Source organism: Vibrio sp. 2134-1 (assembly GCF_033339495.1).
On sequence record NZ_JAWOUS010000022.1, the window covers coordinates 39719 to 60366 of the forward strand.

Genomic DNA, 20648 nt, shown 5'->3' on the forward strand with positions numbered 1-20648 from the left:
TGATTTTTATCGATTTAACTCAGTAACAATCCAAAAAAGGAGAACAAAATGGAAAGCAGAGGTTTAGGAAGGGGTTTAAAGGTGGAAGAAAGACGTCAGTTACTACATAAAGGATTAAAAGCAGCCGTATTTGGCGTACCGCTGTTGGCAATAGGCTTAACGATTAATAGCTCGGTGCTGATGACCGATGCGGGTTACAGCTACGTGCATCAGAATAATATTACTGGTGAGTTGGATGTGTTTACTGAACCTGGCATTCATTTTCGTATGCCATTTCTGTCCAAAATCACCAAGTATGACCAAGTGATCACCGTGTCATTCGGTAACAGCAAGGGCGAAGATTTTTATCAACGTCTTGATGCGATTCAGGTTCGATTTGCCGACACCTATATTGGTCAGATCCCCGTAACATTCCGCTTTAAGCTCAGTAATGACCCTGAAGCGGTGAAGAAGATGCATAAAGAGTTCCGCAACAACAGTAACTTGATCGATGCGCTGCTTGTAAAGAACGCACGTAACGTAACGGTGATTACCGCAACCCAATACACGGGTGAAGAGTTTTTCCAAGGTGGTTTGAACCAGTTTAAATCGAAACTTGGCGATCAGTTACGAGAGGGGATTTATCTAACAGAGCGACGTCAGGTTGAAGTGGAAGAGTTGGATCTTGCGCCTGTTGGGGCGAATCAAGCTAATCCGAACCAATTACAGCGCACCAATCAACTGGTTTGGAAAACCGTACCTGTCGTAGACAAAACCGGGCAACCGATTCGTCAAGACAATCCGTTACAACAATACGGTATTCAAGTGACGCAGGTGACCATTGGTGACCCGCAGCCAGAAAAGCAATTAGATCAGCTATTGGCAGATAAAAAGCGTTTAGTGGCGGATCGTATTCGCGCGATTCAGGAACAAGAAACGTCGAAAGCACAGGCAGAGACCGAGCAGTTACGCAAAGAGATTCAACGAACACGTGAGGTGCAAGACGCTCAGCGTGGTAAAGAACTCGCAATTATTGCTCAGCAAAAAGAAGTGGAAGTTGCACGTCAGATTGCAGAGCGTGAAATCGTTGAAGTGGAAAAAACCAAACGACTTGCTGAAGTCGAGAAGGAGAAAGAGCTAGCTATCGCAGAGGCTAACTTAGCGATTCAAAAAGCGAACGCACTTTCTGCTGAGTTTGAAGCGAAAGCGATATTAGCGAAAGGTCGCGCAGAATCTGAAGTCCTAAAAGGTAAGTATGCGGCGTTAGGAGCAAACCGTGAAGTTTACTTGGCAGAATTGAATCGAGACGTAGCGAACTCGCTGTACAACAATTTGCAAAACTTCCAAGTTCAGATGCCACAAAATTACATTGGTGGAAGTGACGAAACGGGCTTGAAAACAAACCTAGATGTGATTACTGGCTTTGGTGCTCTGGGTCTTATGGACCAGACAAAGAAGGTCGCACAGCAATAAGATCATGGGTGGTCAAAAGCTTAAAAAGCAAAAAGATCATGGGTAACCCAAAGCAATAAAAAAGCTGGCATTTAGCCAGCTTTTTCTTTTTTGGTCAGTCTCTTAAATCATGAAGATAAAGATAACTGCTAGTGCAGTGATGAGGCCTGCAAATGCATAGCATGCAATTTTACCAATCACACCAGTGTGGAATTTAAGGTCGTGCATGCCGTGGTGTACACGGTGCATTGCATGCCACATTGGCAATGCTAGCGTGCCAATGATGAATAGCGCACCGATGATGCTGGTTGCGAAGGCAGAGATACGCTCGTAGCTCATCGCTTCTGCGTCAATCACGCCTAGTGGGACCAAGATACCTAGCACAAGAACGGTGATTGGCGTGATCATCGCGAACCAAGTACCACCTGCGCCAAACAGACCCCACCAGATTGGCTCATCAGAACGTTTTGGTGATGTGTTTACACTATAATTCGGTTTCATTGCTCAGCTCCTTACACCACGATGAGAACGATCAGTGAGATGAACGCAACCGCGGCCCACTGAGTCAATACGATGATCTTCTTGTCCACTGGTTTGCCTTTCAAACGAATTGGCATTACTTGTGGCATCATGCTGAAGAAAGTTTGAGCGTGGAATAGGCTACCGAGTAGTGCAACGATGTTGATTGCGACTACGATTGGGTTCGCCATGAACGCTAACCAACCTTGCCATGCTTCAGGACCTTTCACCAAGCAACCTAAACCGAAAGTTAGGAACAGAGTGAATAGGATTAACGGAAGCACCGTCGCTTCACGTAGCATGTAGAAGCGGTAGAAAGGATGGTTCTTCCACCAAGTGCGTTTTACTTCACGAACGTAAGGTTTACGATTGCTCATCCTTATGCCTCCACTTTCTTTGGTGAACCATCAGGTTTCAACATAGCAATCACGAAGTCCATAGAAGACTCCACTTTGCCTTGGTTTACAGCCGCTGCTGGGTCAACGTTCTTCGGACAAACTTCAGAACAGTAACCAACAAACGTACAACCCCAAGCACCGTTTTCACCGTTGATAAGCTTCATGCGCTCATCTTTACCGTTGTCACGGCTGTCTAGGTTGTAGCGGTGGGCTAGCGTTAGTGCAGCAGGACCGATGAACTCTGGGTTAAGACCAAACTGAGGACATGCGGCATAGCACAGACCACAGTTGATACAGCCAGCGAACTGCTTGTATTTCGCCATCTGTTCTGGCGTTTGCAAGTTCGTACCGTCTTCTGGTTTACGATCGTTACCAATGATGTATGGTTTGATTGCTTCTAGGCGCTCGATGAATGGCGTCATATCAACAATCAAGTCTTTCTCGATTGGGAAGTTCGCTAGAGGCTCGATAGTCACGCCGTCTGGGTAGTCACGTAGGAAGCTCTTACAAGCAAGTTTCGGTACGTTGTTCACCATGATGCCGCAAGAACCACAGATCGCCATACGGCAAGACCAACGGTAAGACAGATCTTTGTCTAGGTGATCTTTGATGTAACCAAGTGCGTCAAGTACAGACATGGTTTCATCGAATGGGACTTCGAATGTTTGCTTGTATGGTTCTGCATCTTTTTCTGGGTCGTAACGCAGGATGTCTACTTTTTGAATGCGATTTGCTGACATTATGCTTGCTCCTCTGCGTTCTTCTCTTCAGCCGCTGCTTTTTCTGCTGCTTCACCGTATAGACGAGCTTTTGGCTGTGACTTAGTGATGGTCACATTGCTGTAATCGATACTTGGTGCTGACTCTGGCTTGTAGAAAGCAAGTGAGTGTTTTAGGAAGTTTACGTCATCACGTTCTGTACAACCGTCGTCTAGACGCTGGTGCGCGCCGCGCGATTCTTTACGTAGAATCGCAGAGTGAACCATCGCTTCTGCGACTTCTAGGCCGTAACCCACTTCGATTGCGTACAGAAGGTCTGTGTTGAACACTTTACCTTTGTCTTTGATGCTGATGCGTTTGTAGCGTTCTTTCAACTCAGTGATTTTGTCGATAGTCGCTTGCATCAAATCTTCTTGGCGGTAGATACCACAGCCCGCTTCCATGGTGTGGCCCATTTCTGTGCGTATTTCTGCCCAGTTTTCGTCGCCTTCTTGGTTCATCAGTTTCGCGATGCGCTCTTCAACGGCTTTGACTTGCGTGTCAATTGCCGCGTCGTTCCAACCTTTGAATTCTGCTGCGCGTTTCACTGCATTTTCACCCGCTACGCGGCCAAATACCACGAACTCAGCCAGTGAGTTAGACCCTAGACGGTTTGCACCGTGAAGACCAACAGACGCACATTCACCCACCGCGAATAGGCCTTTAATGCGAGTTTCACAACCGCCGTCCGTTTCAATACCACCCATGGTGTAGTGAACGGTTGGACGAATTGGAATTGGCTCTTTTGCAGGGTCCACGTTTACATAAGCTTTTGCTAGCTCACAGATGAACGGTAGACGTTCTTGTAGGTACTCTTCACCAAGGTGGCGAAGGTCTAGGTGCACCACGTCACCCAGTGGGTGTTTGATGGTGTTGCCTTTCTGTTGTTCGTGCCAGAAAGCTTGAGAAACTTTGTCACGAGGACCCAGTTCCATGTATTTGTTCTTCGGTTGGCCAACTGGAGTTTCAGGGCCCATGCCGTAATCTTGTAGGTAACGGTAGCCATTCTTGTTAACGATGATACCGCCTTCACCACGACAACCTTCCGTCATCAGGATACCTGTGCCTGGAAGACCGGTTGGGTGGTATTGAACGAATTCCATATCACGTAGAGGAACGCCGTGACGGTAAGCCATTGCCATACCATCGCCCGTTACGATACCGCCGTTGGTGTTACAGTGGTAAACACGGCCCGCGCCACCTGTTGCTAGAACAACAGATTTTGCTTTGATAGTAACAAGCTCGCCTTCAGACATGTGAATAGCAATCAGACCTTGAACTTCGCCTTCATCAACAAGCAGATCCACCACAAAGTACTCATCAAAACGTTTGATGTTGCTGTACTTCATTGATGTCTGGAATAGCGTATGAAGCATGTGGAAGCCAGTTTTGTCTGCAGCGAACCAAGTACGTTCAACCTTCATACCACCAAAGCGGCGTACGTTGACTTCACCGTTCTCTTTACGACTCCATGGGCAACCCCATTGCTCCATTTGGATCATTTCGCGAGTCGCGTTCTCTACAAAGTATTCAACAACATCCTGTTCACATAGCCAGTCACCACCGCCAACAGTGTCGTTGAAGTGGTTGTCTAAGCTATCTTCATCCTTGATAACTGCTGCTGAGCCACCCTCTGCAGCGACCGTGTGGGAGCGCATTGGATAAACTTTAGAAATCAGAGCGACTTCTAAGTCTGGGTTTGCTTCAGCCGCTGCAATAGCAGTACGAAGACCAGCGCCGCCTGCGCCGATGACTGCGATATCTGTGGTGATAATTTGCACAGTTATCCTCCAGTGTGTGATTGCGGAAATCCGCTTGTTATTGTCATTACGAGGCGCTCTTTAAAAAGAACTCCCCAAAAGTAGTAGGGTTAGTGTAGATGAGCCACATGGCAGAAAAATTGATGTAATTGGGTTTTTGCTTCGGTAATGCACTTAAGGGCATAGAATTTATAGGTTATGTGACTGCTATCACGGCATCGAGGTTTTGGCCCTCAAGCATTAACATTAGGGATGTTAAGCCTGTGTTGCGTGACATTAACCGCATGGATAATAGGATTTTAACTGAGTGTTTTTTGTTCTGCGGCACGAGTAATGCTTGCCTCAAATTGGCGAGCTCATTAGTAAAAAGAAGAAGGGATATTCCTCTCTTCTTGAAGAGTAAAAAGCATGTAGAATGAGACTTTCCTCGCTGAATTAAAGTTTGAGAGATTTGTTATGCAAACCAACTGGCAACCTACTGCTTCCATTGACCAACTTCGTCAACGTGCGACGTTAGTCGCGTCGATTCGACAATTCTTCGCTGACCGACAGGTGATGGAAGTCGATACGCCAGCCATGAGTCACGCAACCGTGACTGACATCCATTTGCATACTTTCCAAACCGAGTTTGTTGGCCCAGGCTATGCCGATGGCAGTAAGCTGTTTTTTATGACCAGCCCAGAATTCCATATGAAGCGCCTTTTGGCTGCGGGTAGCGGTTGTATTTATCAAATCAACAAAGCATTTCGTAATGAAGAGAATGGTCGCTACCACAACCCTGAATTCACGATGTTGGAGTGGTATCGCGTTGGCTTTGACCATCATAAATTGATGGATGAAATGGATGACCTGTTGCAGCTGGTATTGAAGTGTGGCGCAGCGCAGCGCATGACGTATAAGCAAGCCTTCATTGATGTGTTGGGTGTGTGTCCACTGGAAGGCTCGATGACTGAGCTGAAAGCGGCGGCAAGCAAGCTGGGTTTGAGTGACATTGCTGAGCCAGAAGAAGATCGCGATACGCTGCTGCAACTACTATTTAGCGTGGGAGTAGAAAACAAAATTGGTCAGGACGTGCCGGCTTTTGTGTACGACTTCCCTGCATCACAGGCGGCGCTTGCGAAAATCAATCCTCAAGATCATCGCGTCGCGGATCGTTTTGAAGTGTACTTTAAGGGGATAGAGCTGGCGAACGGATTTCATGAACTGGATAACCCGAAAGAGCAATTAGCGCGCTTTGAACAAGATAACGCAAAGCGTATCGAAATGGGTTTAAAACCACAGCCGATCGATTATCATCTGATCTCTGCACTGGAAGCAGGGTTGCCAGATTGTGCAGGGGTCGCGTTGGGTATCGATCGTTTGATCATGCTGGCGCTAGGCTGTGACCACATTGATCAAGTGACGGCCTTTCCATTTCCAATTGCATAAGGACGTCCAATGAACCTGACGGCTGCACGTTTCGTCATCTTTAGCTACGCCATATTGATCGCTTTTTTATCTCTGAGTTCAGGTGAACTGCAAGACTGGGGCAATATTGCGTATCTCGACAAAATGCAGCACGCTATGGCGTATAGCGGCTTTGCGTTTTTAGGTTGCTTTTGCGTGTGGCGTTGGCGTCAACGTTGGGCGGTGGCGATTGGTATTTTGCTATTCAGCGCCGTTATTGAGTGGTTGCAAGGGTATGTAGGGCGACAAACTTCTTGGTTAGACCTTGTCGCCAACTCAACTGGCATCTTAACTGGTCTGTTATGTTACCGTATTTGGAGCCTCTATCGACCTAGGTTGGTGAAGTCGCTATACTCGATTCGTTAATGAAGAGGGAACACGATAACAATGAAAACGCGCGACAAAATCGTCTACGCGGCACTGGAGTTGTTCAACCAACATGGTGAGCGAAACATCACCACCAATCACATTGCCGATCACATCGAAATTAGCCCTGGTAATCTGTATTACCACTTCCGCAATAAGCAAGAAATCGTTCGTGAGATCTTTGCGCTTTATTCAGCAGAACTTTTAGAAAGATTTACCCCTATTCAAGGTTCGCAAGAGAGCCTGACTATGCTGAAGAGCTACCTAGACTCTATTTTTACCTTGATGTGGAAATACCGCTTTTTCTACGCAAACTTACCAGAAATCTTGTCACGAGATGAACAGCTACACGAACAGTACATCGATGTGCAAGAGAAGCTGCAAGCGAACCTCATTGCTATTATGCAAGAGTTCGTAACGATGAAGCTGTTGAATGTCGATCAACAACAGTTGAAGTCATTGGTATGTACATTGCACTTGATTGCGTGTAGTTGGTTGGCATATCAATCCGCGATGGCTTCAAAAACCAACATTACTGAGCAAATGGTGAAGCAAGGGATGTTGCAGATGCTTAATGTCGTTAAGCCATTAGCAACAGAGCAGGGCTTAGAGCAGCTACTGTTATTAGACGATGCGGTTAGCAATCTACACAGTTAAACGTCAAACTGCTTAATATTTCGAGAGTCACTCTCATTTTCGAGTCGTGGCTCGAGTTGACTTGTCAAATATGCCACGCACAATAGTCCCATACGCTAAAAACCCTTGCAGGGATAAGATTCTCGATAAAGGAACTATCGCCCCATGAATTACGACATTTTTAATGGTGATGCTGATGGCATCATTGCTCTTCTACAATTGCGTTTGGCTGATCCTGTCGATGCCCAGTTAATAACCGGTGTAAAGCGCGACATCAAGCTGGTGGAAAAAGTAGACGTGCAAGCGGGTGATGAGCTGACTGTGTTAGACATTTCGATGGAAAAGAACATGGCAGGTCTAGAGCAAGCTTTGGCTCAAGGCGCGCACGTCTTTTACGCCGATCATCACAAAGCGGGCGACATTCCTCAGCATGGTAATTTGGATGCGCACATCGACCTCGATGCCAACATGTGCACGGCGTTGATTGTCGATAAGTTGCTTGATGGGCGTTTTCATAACTGGGCGATTACGGCGGCTTATGGCGATAACATGATTGCTAAAGCCGATGAGTTAGCGAATAACGCGGGCTTGTTGCAGCAACAGAAAGAGCAGCTAAAAGAGCTGGGTACTTTAATTAACTACAACGGCTACGGATCGAAGGTCGAAGATTTACACTTTCACCCTGCGGAGCTGTACCGAGCTTTGCTGAAGTACACGTCACCATTTGAAGCTATTGAAGATACGGCCTCGCCATACTACCAATTGCAATCGGCTTACCAACAAGACATGGAGGCGGCTCTCGCAGTGCCTGCCATGCATGAGAGTGGTAAGCTGAAGTTGTTTGAGTTACCAAACACGGCGGCATCACGCCGAATCAGTGGTGTTTATGGCAACTGGCTAGCAAACCAAACCCCTGACTCTGCGCATGCGGTACTTACTGAAAATGCAGATGGTACTTATACGGTTTCACTCCGCGCCCCATTAAACAATAAACAAGGTGCCGTTGCCGTGTGTGGTCAGTTCCCGACAGGTGGGGGGCGAGAGGCGGCGGCAGGAATCAACGCGTTAAGCAAAGATGATGTGAATGCTTTTATTGATGCGGTAGAAACCTACTACGCATAGCATTTTCCAAAATATGAATACAAAAAAGGAGCCGAGTGGCTCCTTTTTTATTATAAGTCTATGAGTCAGATAATCAGCGTTTTAACCAAGATTTCGGATTCTGCGCTTCACTATTACGACGAATTTCAAAGTACAGCGATGGTCTGTCTTGACCACCTGTATCACCCGCGAGAGCAATCACTTCGCCGGCGGTGACTCGGTCGCCTTCTTTTTTAGTTAACGCTTGGTTGTAACCATAGAGGGTCATGTCACCTTTTCCGTGGTCGAGCAGTACCACTAAACCGTATCCGCGCAGATACTCAGCAAATACGACAGTACCAGGATAAACGGCTTTCACTTGTTGACCATAGTTGGCAGACAACACCATGCCCTTCCAGTTTACCTGCCCGGTTTGTCGCGTACCAAAGTTGTGTAACACACTGCCTTTGAGTGGCCAAGGCAACTTACCGCGCTGTTTGCCGAGTCCGTCCATTGGCACCGCATTACGCTTCGCTGCTTTGGCGATCTCTGCTTTTAAACGGGTTTCGTTGCGTTGCAGCTCGGCTAAGTAGCGTTTGTCATTCTTGATACTGCTCTGAATTTTATTCAGGGTTTGCTTACGCTTGGATTGTGTACTCGCTAGCGCTGTACGTTTTTCGGATTGCTGCTTGAGCAGAGTCTCGATTTGCTCTTTTTCTAGCTCGAGCTGGTTTTTGTTGTGCGCTAATTCTTGGGTTATTTTGGTGATCGCATCAATCACTTCAGCACGTGCTTTAGCTAAATGCTGGAAGTATTGGCTCATGCGGTCTTCTTCCACACCTTGATTTAACAAGTGACCATTGGCCTTCGCTCGCTCGGTTACGTAATACGTTTGCAGCAGCTGTTTGAGTTCTTCTTCTTGCTCTTGACGCTGTGCTTCTTGCAAGGCAATTTTCTCTTCCAGGTTTTCTATGTTTTTGTCTGCTTGTGCGAGGTTAGACTTGGTTTGTCGTATTTCACGCTCAAGCTTAGAAATACCAAGCTCTTGATCTTTTAGTGATTTCTGTAACTCATTGAGCTGCTTTTCTTGGGAAGAGAGCGATTTGCGCTGACGGCTTATCTCACTGGATACGCCTTTGAGCTCTTGCTGACTCACAGCAGAGGAGGTAATGGGATAAGTGGCAGATAAAGCACAAGTTAATAAAATAGCCGAGCGTAGAACAGGGTGATTTTGTTTTCGCACTTGAGAGTTACCTACCACGTTGTTGTCAAAAAGGTTTGTTGACGATTAAATACCATCTCCATGGATAAAGCTTTGCGACTTGCCGTTAAAGCCTTGATCCATATCGAGAGAGGGTTTGTCTGTTTTTGGTCGACCAACGATTTTCGCGGGTACGCCTGCCACGGTCGTGTGCGGTGGCACCGCTTGCAATACTACGGAGCAAGAGCCGATTTTCGCCCCTTCGCCCACTTCGATATTACCAAGAATTTTGGCACCTGCACCAATCATCACGCCTTCACGGATTTTCGGGTGACGATCGCCGCACTCTTTACCAGTACCACCAAGGGTGACATCTTGCAGTATAGACACGTCGTTTTCGACCACGGCAGTTTCACCAATCACGATGCCTGTTGCATGGTCGAGCATGATACCACTACCAATGCGTGCTGCAGGGTGAATATCGACCTGACATGCTACCGAAATCTGATTTTGTAGGTAAGTCGCAAGAGCGTGACGACCTTGCTTCCACAGCCAGTTTGCTACTCGGTAGCCTTGCAGTGCGTGATAGCCTTTTAGGTACAGCAATGGCATTGAGTACATTGAAACAGCAGGGTCGCGATTGACCGTGGCACAAATATCACAAGCCGCGCCGTCAGTGATGGTTGGATCAGCCGCAAAGGCTTCTTCAACCACTTCACGCACAGCCATCGCTGGCATGGAAGCGGTGTTCAATTTGTTAGCCAGAATATAACTCAGAGCGGCACACAAACTTTCATGCTTGATAATGGTGGCATGATAGAAGCTCGCCAGCATAGGCTCTTGTTCTGACATTTCACGGGCTTCTGAGACAATTTTGTTCCAGACTTTTTGTTTTTCGCAGTGTTTCATTCTCAATATCCAGAGTGGTTCTTCCGTGACCCGACAACTTCAATTTTTCTCAGATGAGCTGCAAAGGGCGGTAGAGTGCTACTTTCCTTCGGCTTTTTTGTCACGAGCAAGTAAATCTTGCGCTGCTAAGCGCGCATCTTTTCCTTGATACAATACTTGATAAATTTGATCAACTATCGGCATCTCAACACCCATACGTTGAGAGAGTAGCCATACTTCTTTTGTATTGCGGTAACCCTCAACCACTTGGCCAATTTCTTCTTGAGCCGTATCAACGTCTTTACCTTGGCCTAATGCCAAGCCAAAGCGTCGGTTACGTGATTGGTTATCGGTACATGTCAGGACAAGATCGCCTAAACCTGCCATGCCCATAAAGGTTTCTGGCTGTGCACCCAGCGCAGCACCAAGGCGACTCATTTCAGCCAAGCCACGAGTAATTAATGCAGTACGGGCGTTGGCGCCAAAACCAATACCATCAGACATACCCGCACCAATCGCAATAACGTTTTTCACAGCGCCGCCCAATTGCATACCAATAAAGTCACTATTGGCATATACGCGGAAGGTTTTGCTACAGTGGATTTTTTCTTGTAGATCCGCAACAAATTCAGAATCTGGAGACGCAACTGAAATTGCAGTCGGCATACCCATTGCGAGCTCTTTCGCAAACGTTGGGCCAGACAATACTGCTAGTGAGTAGTTTTCACCGATAATGTCATAAGCAACGTCTTTCAGTAGGCGCCCCGTTTCAGGTTCAAGCCCTTTGGTTGCCCAACAGATGCGAGAGTCTTCGCGCAAGAATGGTTTACAGCTGTTTAGCACGATGCCAAAGACATGGCTTGGAACCACAACCAACAAATCTCGGCTTGCTTGAACGGCTTTTTCTAAATCCGATTCAATGATCAAGCTTTCAGGGAAATCAACACCTGGTAAGAAGGCATGGTTAGCTCGGTCTGCTTCTAGGCGAGCCATGTGCTCTGGCTCGTGTCCCCAAAGGACAACGTTCGCGCCGTTACGAGCGAGTGAGATTGCCAAAGAGGTGCCGTATGAGCCTGCGCCAATCACAGTCATTGCGATGTCTTTACCGTAAGCATTGTTTGTATTTGCTTGTGTCATGCTACCGCCTAATTGTCTTGCTACTAGTAGAATCTAGTTCCTAATCGTCAAATTTTACGCCTTCTGGCGATTAGGAACTAGGAACTTTTGTCAGAAATAAAAAATGCACATTGCATCGAATGGTAGACGCTCTGTGCATTTTATTTGAGTCGGTGACGTCAGCACTGTGGCTATTCGTCACTTATAAAACGTGAATTACGCTTCAGCTTCGCCTTGTTGAGCTTGCTGTTGTAGGTAGTTCATGAATAGCGCGTCAAAGTTTACTGGCGCTAGGTTCAGTTGAGGGAACGTACCTTTAACGACTAGGCTTGAGATAGTTTCACGAGCGTATGGGAATAGGATGTTCGGGCAGAATGCGCCTAGGCAATGTGCAAGTTGACCAGCTTCCATTTGTTCAGCAGTGAAGATACCACCTTGTTGAACTTCACATAGGAACGCAGTCTCTTCTTCGTTCTTCACAGTAACGGTTAGGCGTAGAACAACTTCGTAAACGCCTTCACCAAGCTCACGGCTTTGAGTGTCTAGGTCTAGTTTAACGTCTGGGTTCCACTCTTTCTGGAAAATTACTGGAGAGTTCGGCGCTTCAAAAGAAACGTCTTTTAGGAAGATGCGTTGAATTGCGAAGTTTTGTTGTGCGTCTTGAGGTGCTGCTTCAGCCATTTTTTAATCCTTAAATCAATATTTGTTGAGCCTAGAAACGTCTAAGCTCAGAAAACTGGTATGTCCTGAGACTAACTGAGCCAATCTACCTTGACTAGATGAAGCGTGTATTACGTGCAAAGCGTCACAACTTAGTGCTCCAACTGCTTTCAATTTGCTCAGTTTTTTGTCCGCGAGGCTTGGTAAAAGCGCGTTTAAACGCGAACTTTCGTTCTTGCCACGTTCCTACTTCTTACCGCGAACTAACGGCAGGTTCGCTTCGTTCCACGCAATCAAACCATTTTTTAGTAGGCTCACGTTTTCGAAGCCAGCTTTTACTAGTAGGTTTGCGCTTTCTTGAGCGGTCTGTCCTGTCTTACATACCACAATGATTGGGTCTGATTTGTGGTTTTCAAGGCTACCCAAGTTACACGCTTTGATGTCTGACGGTAAAATGTGAAGTGAGTCGGTGATATGACCTTTTTTGAACTCGTCTTTGGTACGGATATCCACTACAACGCCGTTTTCACGGTTCATAAGATGAGTCAGTTGGTTTACGTTGATTTCTTTGTATGCGGCTGTCGCTGATTTCACGATGTTCATGATAAAGGCGACAAGAAGACCTACCCAAACCAAAGATAGAATCATGTTCTGTTGGAAAAATTCAATGTACTCTTGCATGTCTTGAGCTCTTACGCTGTTGGCGGAAAAATAAAGCAGGAGTATAGCGAGGTTACGGCTCTTAGGCGAGAGGGTTAAAATTTTCTAACGAATAATTGAGATCTCTATAAACCCGTTATGCCCTTACTATCCGTACATTTCGCTCTGGTAGCTTGATTGCTTTGGCCTATTGGACTTATCGGTTTAAGTGACTTCTGTTTTACTGAGAAAAGAGAACAATAGGTATTAACCCATCTTGTTTGATGTTGCTTTAAATTAGCACTGTTTCAAGTGCAAAAATAAGAATGAGAAGCGTAAGAAAACCGAACTTAGACTGGGGTGTACAAAGCGTATTAGAAATGACTATGCTTGTGGAACACGTTTGTCGGCACTGACTCGTTGTTCGCTTAACTTGTAAGATAGCAACAATAAATCGCAAACATTATTTGATCTTAACCTACAGTTTTGGTTAAAAAGTGTAGTAAAATTACGCTAGTTTTGTTTCAAGGTTAGATAGGGCAGCGAGGCCCTACGCCAAAAGTTACTTAAATTTGATGAGGTCATCACTATGTCAGCTAAGAAGCCATTGGCTCTAGTTATCCTTGACGGTTACGGTTACCGTGAAGACACAGCAAGTAACGCAATTGCGAATGCGAAAACACCAGTAATGGATGCTCTGATTGCGAATAACCCACACACATTAATCTCTGCTTCAGGCATGGATGTTGGCCTTCCTGATGGTCAAATGGGTAACTCTGAAGTTGGTCACACTAACATTGGTGCAGGCCGCGTTGTATACCAAGACCTGACTCGTATCACTAAATCAATTGCTGATGGTGAGTTCGAAGAAACGCCTGCGCTAGTTGAAGCAATCGACTCTGCTGTGAAAGCTGAAAAAGCAGTACACATCATGGGCCTGATGTCTCCAGGCGGTGTTCACTCTCACGAAGACCACATTTACGCAGCAGTTGAAATGGCAGCGGCGCGTGGCGCAGAGAAAATCTACCTACACTGCTTCCTAGACGGCCGTGACACACCACCACGTAGTGCTGAAAACTCACTACAACGTTTCCAAGACCTATTTGCGAAACTAGGTAAAGGCCGCGTTGCTTCTCTAGTAGGTCGTTACTACGCAATGGACCGTGACAACAACTGGGATCGCGTCCAAGTTGCTTACGATCTTCTAACTCAAGCTAAAGCTGAGTTCACAGCAGAAACGGCAGTTGCAGGTCTAGAAGCGGCTTACGCTCGTGAAGAAAACGACGAATTCGTTAAAGCAACAGCTATCAAAGCAGAAGGTCAAGAAGACGCAATCATGCAAGATGGCGATGCGGTTATCTTCATGAACTACCGTGCTGACCGTGCACGTCAAATCACTCGTGCATTCGTTCCTGCATTTGACGGTTTTGAGCGTGCAGCATTCCCAGCAATTAACTTTGTGATGCTGACTCAATACGCGGCTGATATCCCTCTAGCTATCGCATTCCCACCTGCGTCTCTAGAAAACACTTACGGTGAGTGGCTATCTAAACAAGGTCAAACTCAGCTACGTATCTCTGAAACAGAGAAATACGCACACGTGACTTTCTTCTTCAACGGTGGTGTTGAGAACGAATTCGAAGGCGAAGAGCGTCAATTGGTTGCTTCACCAAAAGTTGCAACGTACGACATGCAGCCTGAAATGAGCTCTCCAGAACTAACAGAGAAGATGGTTGCGGCTATCAAGTCTGGTAAGTTCGATACCATCATCTGTAACTACCCGAACGCAGATATGGTTGGTCACACTGGCGTTTATGAAGCGGCTGAGAAAGCAATCGAAGCTCTAGATGAAAGTGTGGGTAAAGTGGTTGAAGCAATCAAAGAAGTTGGCGGTCAACTATTGATCACTGCGGACCACGGTAACGCAGAAATGATGATCGACCCTGAAACTGGCGGCATCCACACTGCTCATACTAACCTACCCGTACCTCTAATCTATGTAGGTGACAAAGCGGTTGAATTCAAAGAAGGCGGTAAACTGTCTGACCTTGCACCAACCATGCTTTCTCTAGCTGGTCTAGAAATCCCAGCAGAAATGACGGGTGAAGTATTAGTTAAATAATTAACTAACAGCTCCGAATGACAAAAGCCCGAGTTTAAACTCGGGCTTTTTTGTATCTGGCAGTAAGGGCTGGTCTGTAAGGTTACTGAACCAAAATGCCCGCACCAATCACAGCTAGGACAGCGCCCAACCATGCAAATCGGTTTGGTTGGCGTTTAGTGTAAATCCAGAGCAGTGGTAGCAACATAATTGGCGTGGTTGAAGATAGAAGTGCAACCATACCTACATTTCCTTCTTGCAGTGCGTATAAGATTAGCGTCATGCCGACGGCCATCGCCAAGAAACCATTAAGCGCAGTAATACCAAATATGCGCCAAGTAATGTGTTGCGTCGAGCGAGCGACTTTGACTCCTAGAATTAACAACATGCTGTGGGCGAAAAAGGCACTGATCATTCGAATAGCAGAAGCCGCAACTGGGTCAATACTGGTTTGCATTACTGGCTTGGCGATGATGCCGCCCAATGCTTGGCACATTGCTGCGGTTAAGCCAAGTCCAATACCCACCCAGATGTTACCTTTAATGTCTTCCAAGACGTTATTCACTTGACCTCTTCGGCCAAAGAATATCGCCATCACCACGCCGCTAAATACCAATGATGCGCCCAGTAGTTCTATTGTGGTCATGACTTCGCTAAATAAGAAGTAGCCCAAGATGGCAGAGAACACGGCGTGGCAAGAGAAGAGTAACCCGGCTTGTCTTGGCCCCATACGATTCAAACACGCGAATAGAGCGGTATCGCCAATAAAAATACCAATCAGTCCTGAGGCCATCATTGGCGTTACATGTTCCCAAGAAACCGTTAACCAGCCGCCAGTTATCCAGGCCATTGTTGATAAGATCACGGCTGTGCAGCCCATACGCCAGCGGCTGTAAGAAAATGCGCCTAGGTGTTGTGCAGGAATGACCGAAATTAGGCTAGAAACTGCCCACAGAAAAGCGGCGCATAAAGCAAGCCATTCGTAACCCATGATGTGTCGACGTCCTTGTAGAGTAGAGGAGTCTTAATATGCACGAAATTTATGGGATGTAAAAGCCGCTCTGTAAGGGCAGTAGCTAGAGAGCACTCCATGACAATACGCTTTTTCATGGAGCTCTTCGATTAAAACAGTACCAAAACTGCGCCATACACGATAAGTAGACCAATCAAACCGAGAATCAGGCCTACTTTCGCCATGTCTTTGCTCTCGATGAGGCCTGTTGAATAAGCCAAAGAGTTTGGTGGTGTGGAAACCGGTAAGATCATGCCAAGTGATGCGGAGAAGGCGACGACAACCAGTAAACCTTGTAGGCCACCAACCGCAATAAGGCTTGGCATGGATGTACCAATAGCGGCAGCAATAGGCATCAATAAGTTTGCCGTTGCGGTATTAGACATAAAGTTCGCCATTAACCAACACACTACTGATAGGGCTAAAACAACGGCAAATGGTGATAGCAGGCTGTAATCAATGGCGTGCGCTAATGCTTCGGCTAAGCCTGTTTTGTCTAAGGCAATACCAATTGCTATACCACCGGCAACCAGCCATAAAACATCCCAGTTAATCAGCTTGAGCTCTTCTTTTCCCATAATGCCCGTTAACGTGAACACTGCTAGTGGGATAATCGCGACAACATATGTATTCATGCCATGCACTTTCGTTGTCATCCAAAGCAAAATGGTTAGTGCAAAAGTGATGTAGACGACGATCGCACGCCAGCTCTTTTTGAATGTACCATCTAGCTTTAGTTTCATTTCTGGTTCGCTAGACGGAAACAGCTTTTGCAACAAGAACCAAGCTACAGTGAGTTGTACCAACACAAAGGGTAGACCCATTGTCATCCACGATAGGAAGTCTATCGCGTTTTCTCCAGTGAGATATTGAAGCGCTATCGCATTAGGTGGCGTGCCTATCGGAGTCGCAATGCCGCCTGTATTCGCTGCAATTGGAATACACAACACCAGTGCTTTAATGCCTAAATCCCCTTTAGGTGCTGAAGCGACGATGGGGCCAAGCAGGGCTAGCATCATCACGGTCGTGGCAGTATTGGACATAAACATTGAAAAAACGGCGGTAATTAACATCAAGCCCAGCATGATGAACTTAGGTTGGGTGCCGAATGGTTTTAATAGAACTCGGGCGAGGTTGTTGTCGAGCTCGTATTTGGAAGCCGCAATCGCAAGAGCAAAACCACCCATAAAAAGAATAATGATCGGTGAAGAGAAGGCCGAGAAAATATCGGTGTAAGCAATTAACTCTCCTAAATCATGCCCCGCTGGTGGATTGCGAAATAGATGCAAACCTTTATCCGATATCATGATCAGTTCAAGAGCGATAATAAGAATGGACGTAGCAAAAACGGGAACCGGCTCGAGAACCCAAAGTAGAGCAGCAAGAAGAAAAATAGCCAACAGGCGATGCTGAATTAAAGTGAGATCGTCAATAGGAATAGCATCGATCGGCATCATCAAAACACCGAGCGGAATTAAAAAGCACACCAGCAATTTCGCCAACGTGTTTACACTCATCTTTGGCATTGGCTGCCCCTCTAAATATTCATTCTAAGCGCAGGATAATTGATTGTGGAATGAGGGTCTTAGAGGCAGGTATGAGTTTGAGAAATAGAGGCTAAATTTCGAACGGAGTTTTGCTTTTTATCAATAAAAAGAGCCCTTAATAAAGGGCTCTTTAACGGTGTTTTACTTATTTTTTCAAGGCGTAAGGTGTGCCCATAACGGTTGGCTTACCGTTTTCCATGCTTGCGTCAAACTCAATCGCGTCTTTGGCAAACAGGTTAATAACAGTAGAACCCAGTTTGAAGCGGCCCATCTCTTCGCCTTTTTTCAAGATCACGGCCTTGTCACCCTCTGCTGGGTAATTCCATTTGTAGACAGTGTTTCCACGAGGCGGAGTGATCGTGCCAGCCCATACTTGCTCAATGCTACCAACAATTGTCGCACCAACAAGCACCTGTGCCATTGGACCAAACTCAGTATCGAAGATACACACCACACGCTCGTTACGTGCAAATAGGTTCGGTACGTTTTCTGCTGTCAGAGGGTTTACTGAGAACAGGTCACCTGGTACGTAAATCATTTGGCGCAGAGTGCCGTCACATGGCATGTGTACACGGTGGTAATCGCTCGGAGATAGGTACAATGTTGCAAAAGAACCATCTTTAAATTCGTCCGCTAAATTCGCGTCACCGCCCAGCAATTCTTGTGCTGAGAAGTGATGACCTTTTGCTTGGATAAGTTGACCATCTTCAATAGGGCCAAACTGGCTAACACAAGCGTCGGCTGGATGAGTGATGACGTTTTCGCCTTCAGAAATTGGGCGTGCGCCTTCTTTTAGCTCACGAACGAAAAACTCGTTGAACGTTTTAAAATGCTTAGGATCTGAGTGCTTTGCCTCATCCATATTCACATTGTATTGTTTGATAAACCAACGAATAACTGCTGTTGTTAGACCGCCAGCTTTTGCTGAAGCCAGTTTACCCATTAGGCGAGTGAGGCCGTGTTGTGGGATCCAGTACTGCAGTCCAACTTTAAACTTGTCCATCTTTAATTCCGATACTTCTGTTAGATTCGCGCTTTAGGGCGCGTGATGTTACTGAAATTTAATTTGCTTGTCAGTATTAGGTGAAGACTTTTTACACAGTTACAGCCTTAACTCAATTACAGATCGGCTTTTTTATTACGTGAATACTGACGATTTGCTTTGTTTTCAACCATGCTTTCCAAAATACGATGATAATTTTCAAAGCGAGTTTCGTTAATTTCCCCGTTCTCGACAGCTTCACGTAGAAGGCAGCCTGGGTCATCATTGTGTTTACAATCTCGGAACTTGCAACCGCCTAAATATGGTCGAAATTCAACGAATGCTTTTGTTACTTCTTCTGCTTCCAAATGCCAAAGACCAAATTCACGTACTCCAGGTGAGTCGATCAAATCGCCACCCGTTGGAATGTGGTATAAACGTGCAGCCGTCGTGGTGTGTTGGCCCAAGCCAGAGTTCTCAGAGACTTCGCCTTCTTCCACTTCGCTCTCTAGTTCCGGCATTAACGCGTTGACTAAGCTGGATTTCCCTACGCCTGATTGACCAACAAAGATATTAATTCGATCACGCAGCAGGGTTTCTAGTTCAGCAATGCCTTCTCCAGACTTCTTGCTGACCAGAAGCACTTTATAGCCAATACGTTCATATTCTTTGAGCCATTCTTCATACATTGCACGGTCATCGGCTTCTAGAAGGTCGACCTTATTTAAGACCAACAATGGCGCAATATTCAGTGTTTCTGATGCAACGAGATAGCGGTCAATAATATTTAGCGATAGCTCTGGTAATACCGAAGAGACAATGACCATTTGATCAATATTGGCTGCAACGGGTTTTAGGCCATCGTAATAATCTGGACGAGTGAGCACTGAAGAGCGAGGTTCTACCGCTTCAACAACACCAGAGATGCCCGCCATAGACTCCAATCCTTCGCGCCATAAAACACGATCGCCAGATACTAGAGACTCAATACCACGGCGGAGGTTACAGCGTTGAATTTCGCCTGTTTCAAGGTCTTCAATGTCCGCGTGCTGACCAAAACGAGTGATCACGAGACCTTGCTTGCTGGCGCCTAGCATGTTTTCATCCCACTGAATGGAATCTTCTTGCTTCTTCAAACGCTTTTGTTGGTTGCTACGTACGCGTCGCACCTGACCTTTGGTTAACTTTTTCTTCTTTGCCACAATTCTGTACTTTATGTGAATTTACTCAAATGGTTGAGCCGTACTCTTGGCTCCGTGTATGAGTATCGTGTTTCTCGTATTTTGAGGTATAGTACCTCTTTTATCGATAAACAAATAGGCGGCGTAACCATGTCCTTTAGCGATCAAAACCTAATTTGGGTTGATTTAGAGATGACAGGGCTTGATCCTGAAACGCACAAAATCATCGAAATTGCTTCTATTGTCACGGATAGCGAACTAAATATTTTGGCTGAAGGTCCAGTGTTAGCGATTCATCAGCCGGAAGAAGAACTGGCGAAAATGGACGACTGGTGTACTAATACGCATACGGCAAGCGGTTTGGTGGAGCGCGTTCGAAACAGTCAAATCTCAGAACAAGACGCAGTCGCACAAACCATTGAATTTTTAGAAAAATGGGTGCCAAAAGGGGCGTCGCCAATATGTGGTAACAGCATTGGGCAGGATCGTCGCTTTTTATACAAGCATATGCCTGAGTTGGAAGAGTTCTTCCATTACCGATATGTTGACGTTAGTACTCTTAAAGAACTAGCACGTCGCTGGCAACCTGAGGTGCTAAATGGGTTCACAAAACAGGGAACACATTTGGCCTTGGACGACATTCGTGAGTCCATCGCAGAACTTAAGTACTATCGAGGTACTATTTTCAAGATTTAACTGTTAAAGTTGCGATCCAAATTGTTGTAATTTATATCGCTTTTGATTGCTTTTTCGTCGTTCAGTAAAAAAATAAAGTTTTTTTGAAGGAAGGACTTGCATCACAAAAAAATGCTCTTATAATTCGCAGCCCTAAACAGCGGAAACGTTGTTGATGCGACACTAGCTCAGTTGGTAGAGCGCAACCTTGCCAAGGTTGAGGTCACGAGTTCGAACCTCGTGTGTCGCTCC

Annotated in this window: 20 protein-coding genes and 1 tRNA gene; 8 read left to right on the forward strand and 13 right to left on the reverse strand. The window is 46.1% G+C overall.

All coding sequences use genetic code 11. The annotated features are described in order from the left end of the window. The first annotated feature begins 48 nt into the window (after positions 1-48). Complete coding sequence (locus R7R78_RS20160; protein WP_005386397.1) at positions 49-1452, forward strand: SPFH domain-containing protein; 1404 nt, start codon at positions 49-51, stop codon at positions 1450-1452. Positions 1453-1554: 102 nt separating this feature from the next. Here R7R78_RS20160 and frdD read toward each other — a convergent pair whose 3' ends face one another. Genes frdD through frdA form a run of 4 tightly spaced genes read right to left on the reverse strand, consistent with a single transcriptional unit; the run spans position 1555 to position 4887 of the window. Further along, complete coding sequence (gene frdD, locus R7R78_RS20165) at positions 1555-1932, reverse strand: fumarate reductase subunit FrdD (protein ID WP_225474173.1); 378 nt, start codon at positions 1930-1932, stop codon at positions 1555-1557. Positions 1933-1943: 11 nt separating this feature from the next. Next, positions 1944-2327 (reverse strand): fumarate reductase subunit FrdC, encoded by a 384-nt coding sequence (gene frdC, locus R7R78_RS20170; protein WP_005381491.1) that lies wholly within the window; start codon positions 2325-2327, stop codon positions 1944-1946. A 2-nt stretch (positions 2328-2329) separates the two neighbouring features. Further along, positions 2330-3088, reverse strand: a complete 759-nt coding sequence (locus tag R7R78_RS20175) for a succinate dehydrogenase/fumarate reductase iron-sulfur subunit (RefSeq protein WP_005381489.1) — start codon at positions 3086-3088, stop codon at positions 2330-2332. After that, positions 3088-4887: a fumarate reductase (quinol) flavoprotein subunit gene (frdA, locus tag R7R78_RS20180; RefSeq protein WP_054575300.1), complete on the reverse strand. Its 1800-nt coding sequence runs from the start codon at positions 4885-4887 to the stop codon at positions 3088-3090. The genes R7R78_RS20175 and frdA overlap by 1 nt, the downstream gene beginning before the upstream one ends. A gap of 435 nt (positions 4888-5322) precedes the next feature. Here frdA and epmA point away from each other — a divergent pair, with 435 nt between their 5' ends. The 4 genes from epmA (at position 5323) to R7R78_RS20200 (ending at position 8436) form a co-directional block, all read left to right on the forward strand. Continuing rightward, positions 5323-6294, forward strand: coding sequence for an elongation factor P--(R)-beta-lysine ligase (epmA, locus tag R7R78_RS20185; RefSeq protein WP_149192320.1), 972 nt, complete (start codon positions 5323-5325; stop codon positions 6292-6294). Positions 6295-6303: 9 nt separating this feature from the next. Continuing rightward, entirely contained in the window at positions 6304-6678 is a 375-nt protein-coding gene (locus tag R7R78_RS20190) for a VanZ family protein (RefSeq protein WP_005381482.1), read from the forward strand. A gap of 21 nt (positions 6679-6699) precedes the next feature. Then, positions 6700-7335 (forward strand): TetR/AcrR family transcriptional regulator, encoded by a 636-nt coding sequence (locus R7R78_RS20195; protein WP_225474174.1) that lies wholly within the window; start codon positions 6700-6702, stop codon positions 7333-7335. 144 nt (positions 7336-7479) lie between these two features. Then, on the forward strand, positions 7480-8436 hold the full coding sequence (locus tag R7R78_RS20200; RefSeq protein ID WP_225474175.1) for a DHH family phosphoesterase: 957 nt from the start codon (positions 7480-7482) through the stop codon (positions 8434-8436). Positions 8437-8509: 73 nt separating this feature from the next. Here the strand turns inward: R7R78_RS20200 and R7R78_RS20205 are convergent, their stop codons facing one another. The 5 genes from R7R78_RS20205 to R7R78_RS20225 all read right to left on the reverse strand — a co-directional run bounded on the left by R7R78_RS20205 (position 8510) and on the right by R7R78_RS20225 (position 12940). Beyond that, positions 8510-9655, reverse strand: a complete 1146-nt coding sequence (locus tag R7R78_RS20205) for a murein hydrolase activator EnvC family protein (protein ID WP_005381476.1) — start codon at positions 9653-9655, stop codon at positions 8510-8512. 27 nt (positions 9656-9682) lie between these two features. Then, positions 9683-10504, reverse strand: a complete 822-nt coding sequence (gene cysE, locus R7R78_RS20210; protein WP_005381475.1) for a serine O-acetyltransferase — start codon at positions 10502-10504, stop codon at positions 9683-9685. Between the two features lie 78 nt (positions 10505-10582). Next, entirely contained in the window at positions 10583-11620 is a 1038-nt protein-coding gene (gpsA, locus tag R7R78_RS20215) for an NAD(P)H-dependent glycerol-3-phosphate dehydrogenase (RefSeq protein ID WP_005381474.1), read from the reverse strand. A 195-nt stretch (positions 11621-11815) separates the two neighbouring features. After that, the gene (gene secB / locus R7R78_RS20220; protein WP_005386410.1) at positions 11816-12280 is read right to left on the reverse strand and encodes a protein-export chaperone SecB; all 465 of its coding nucleotides are present in this window, start codon (positions 12278-12280) and stop codon (positions 11816-11818) included. Between the two features lie 225 nt (positions 12281-12505). Next, positions 12506-12940, reverse strand: a complete 435-nt coding sequence (locus R7R78_RS20225; RefSeq protein WP_225474176.1) for a rhodanese-like domain-containing protein — start codon at positions 12938-12940, stop codon at positions 12506-12508. Between the two features lie 547 nt (positions 12941-13487). On the opposite strand from R7R78_RS20225, the gene gpmM reads away from it, so the two are divergent. Continuing rightward, positions 13488-15020, forward strand: coding sequence for a 2,3-bisphosphoglycerate-independent phosphoglycerate mutase (gene gpmM, locus R7R78_RS20230; protein WP_137282419.1), 1533 nt, complete (start codon positions 13488-13490; stop codon positions 15018-15020). An 82-nt stretch (positions 15021-15102) separates the two neighbouring features. On the opposite strand, the gene R7R78_RS20235 is transcribed toward gpmM, so the two are convergent. The 4 genes from R7R78_RS20235 to rsgA form a co-directional block, all read right to left on the reverse strand. Next, a complete protein-coding gene (locus R7R78_RS20235; protein ID WP_225474177.1) occupies positions 15103-15990 on the reverse strand; it encodes a DMT family transporter in 888 nt (295 codons plus the stop codon). Positions 15991-16121: 131 nt separating this feature from the next. Continuing rightward, complete coding sequence (locus R7R78_RS20240) at positions 16122-17537, reverse strand: SLC13 family permease (protein ID WP_005386418.1); 1416 nt, start codon at positions 17535-17537, stop codon at positions 16122-16124. Between the two features lie 166 nt (positions 17538-17703). Continuing rightward, the gene (asd, locus tag R7R78_RS20245; RefSeq protein ID WP_054575296.1) at positions 17704-18561 is read right to left on the reverse strand and encodes an archaetidylserine decarboxylase; all 858 of its coding nucleotides are present in this window, start codon (positions 18559-18561) and stop codon (positions 17704-17706) included. A gap of 116 nt (positions 18562-18677) precedes the next feature. Then, on the reverse strand, positions 18678-19742 hold the full coding sequence (rsgA, locus tag R7R78_RS20250) for a small ribosomal subunit biogenesis GTPase RsgA (RefSeq protein WP_005386419.1): 1065 nt from the start codon (positions 19740-19742) through the stop codon (positions 18678-18680). Positions 19743-19871: 129 nt separating this feature from the next. Between rsgA and orn the strand changes: the two genes are divergently transcribed. Both orn and R7R78_RS20260 read left to right on the forward strand, forming a co-directional pair. Next, entirely contained in the window at positions 19872-20417 is a 546-nt protein-coding gene (gene orn / locus R7R78_RS20255) for an oligoribonuclease (RefSeq protein WP_017635574.1), read from the forward strand. A gap of 156 nt (positions 20418-20573) precedes the next feature. After that, a tRNA-Gly gene (locus tag R7R78_RS20260) sits at positions 20574-20646 on the forward strand. Positions 20647-20648: the final 2 nt, after the last annotated feature.

What these genes read in the sequence shown, in the direction of transcription:
- cysE (WP_005381475.1), bottom strand. Translation starts at nt 10,504, where the DNA reads ATGAAACACTGCGAAAAACAAAAAGTCTGGAACAAAATTGTCTCAGAA.
- R7R78_RS20195 (WP_225474174.1), top strand. Translation starts at nt 6,700, where the DNA reads ATGAAAACGCGCGACAAAATCGTCTACGCGGCACTGGAGTTGTTCAAC.
- frdD (WP_225474173.1), bottom strand. Translation starts at nt 1,932, where the DNA reads ATGAAACCGAATTATAGTGTAAACACATCACCAAAACGTTCTGATGAG.
- gpsA (WP_005381474.1), bottom strand. Translation starts at nt 11,620, where the DNA reads ATGACACAAGCAAATACAAACAATGCTTACGGTAAAGACATCGCAATG.
- asd (WP_054575296.1), bottom strand. Translation starts at nt 18,561, where the DNA reads ATGGACAAGTTTAAAGTTGGACTGCAGTACTGGATCCCACAACACGGC.
- R7R78_RS20235 (WP_225474177.1), bottom strand. Translation starts at nt 15,990, where the DNA reads ATGGGTTACGAATGGCTTGCTTTATGCGCCGCTTTTCTGTGGGCAGTT.
- gpmM (WP_137282419.1), top strand. Translation starts at nt 13,488, where the DNA reads ATGTCAGCTAAGAAGCCATTGGCTCTAGTTATCCTTGACGGTTACGGT.
- R7R78_RS20175 (WP_005381489.1), bottom strand. Translation starts at nt 3,088, where the DNA reads ATGTCAGCAAATCGCATTCAAAAAGTAGACATCCTGCGTTACGACCCA.
- secB (WP_005386410.1), bottom strand. Translation starts at nt 12,280, where the DNA reads ATGGCTGAAGCAGCACCTCAAGACGCACAACAAAACTTCGCAATTCAA.
- orn (WP_017635574.1), top strand. Translation starts at nt 19,872, where the DNA reads ATGTCCTTTAGCGATCAAAACCTAATTTGGGTTGATTTAGAGATGACA.
- R7R78_RS20200 (WP_225474175.1), top strand. Translation starts at nt 7,480, where the DNA reads ATGAATTACGACATTTTTAATGGTGATGCTGATGGCATCATTGCTCTT.
- frdC (WP_005381491.1), bottom strand. Translation starts at nt 2,327, where the DNA reads ATGAGCAATCGTAAACCTTACGTTCGTGAAGTAAAACGCACTTGGTGG.
- R7R78_RS20190 (WP_005381482.1), top strand. Translation starts at nt 6,304, where the DNA reads ATGAACCTGACGGCTGCACGTTTCGTCATCTTTAGCTACGCCATATTG.
- R7R78_RS20240 (WP_005386418.1), bottom strand. Translation starts at nt 17,537, where the DNA reads ATGCCAAAGATGAGTGTAAACACGTTGGCGAAATTGCTGGTGTGCTTT.
- R7R78_RS20225 (WP_225474176.1), bottom strand. Translation starts at nt 12,940, where the DNA reads ATGCAAGAGTACATTGAATTTTTCCAACAGAACATGATTCTATCTTTG.
- R7R78_RS20160 (WP_005386397.1), top strand. Translation starts at nt 49, where the DNA reads ATGGAAAGCAGAGGTTTAGGAAGGGGTTTAAAGGTGGAAGAAAGACGT.
- epmA (WP_149192320.1), top strand. Translation starts at nt 5,323, where the DNA reads ATGCAAACCAACTGGCAACCTACTGCTTCCATTGACCAACTTCGTCAA.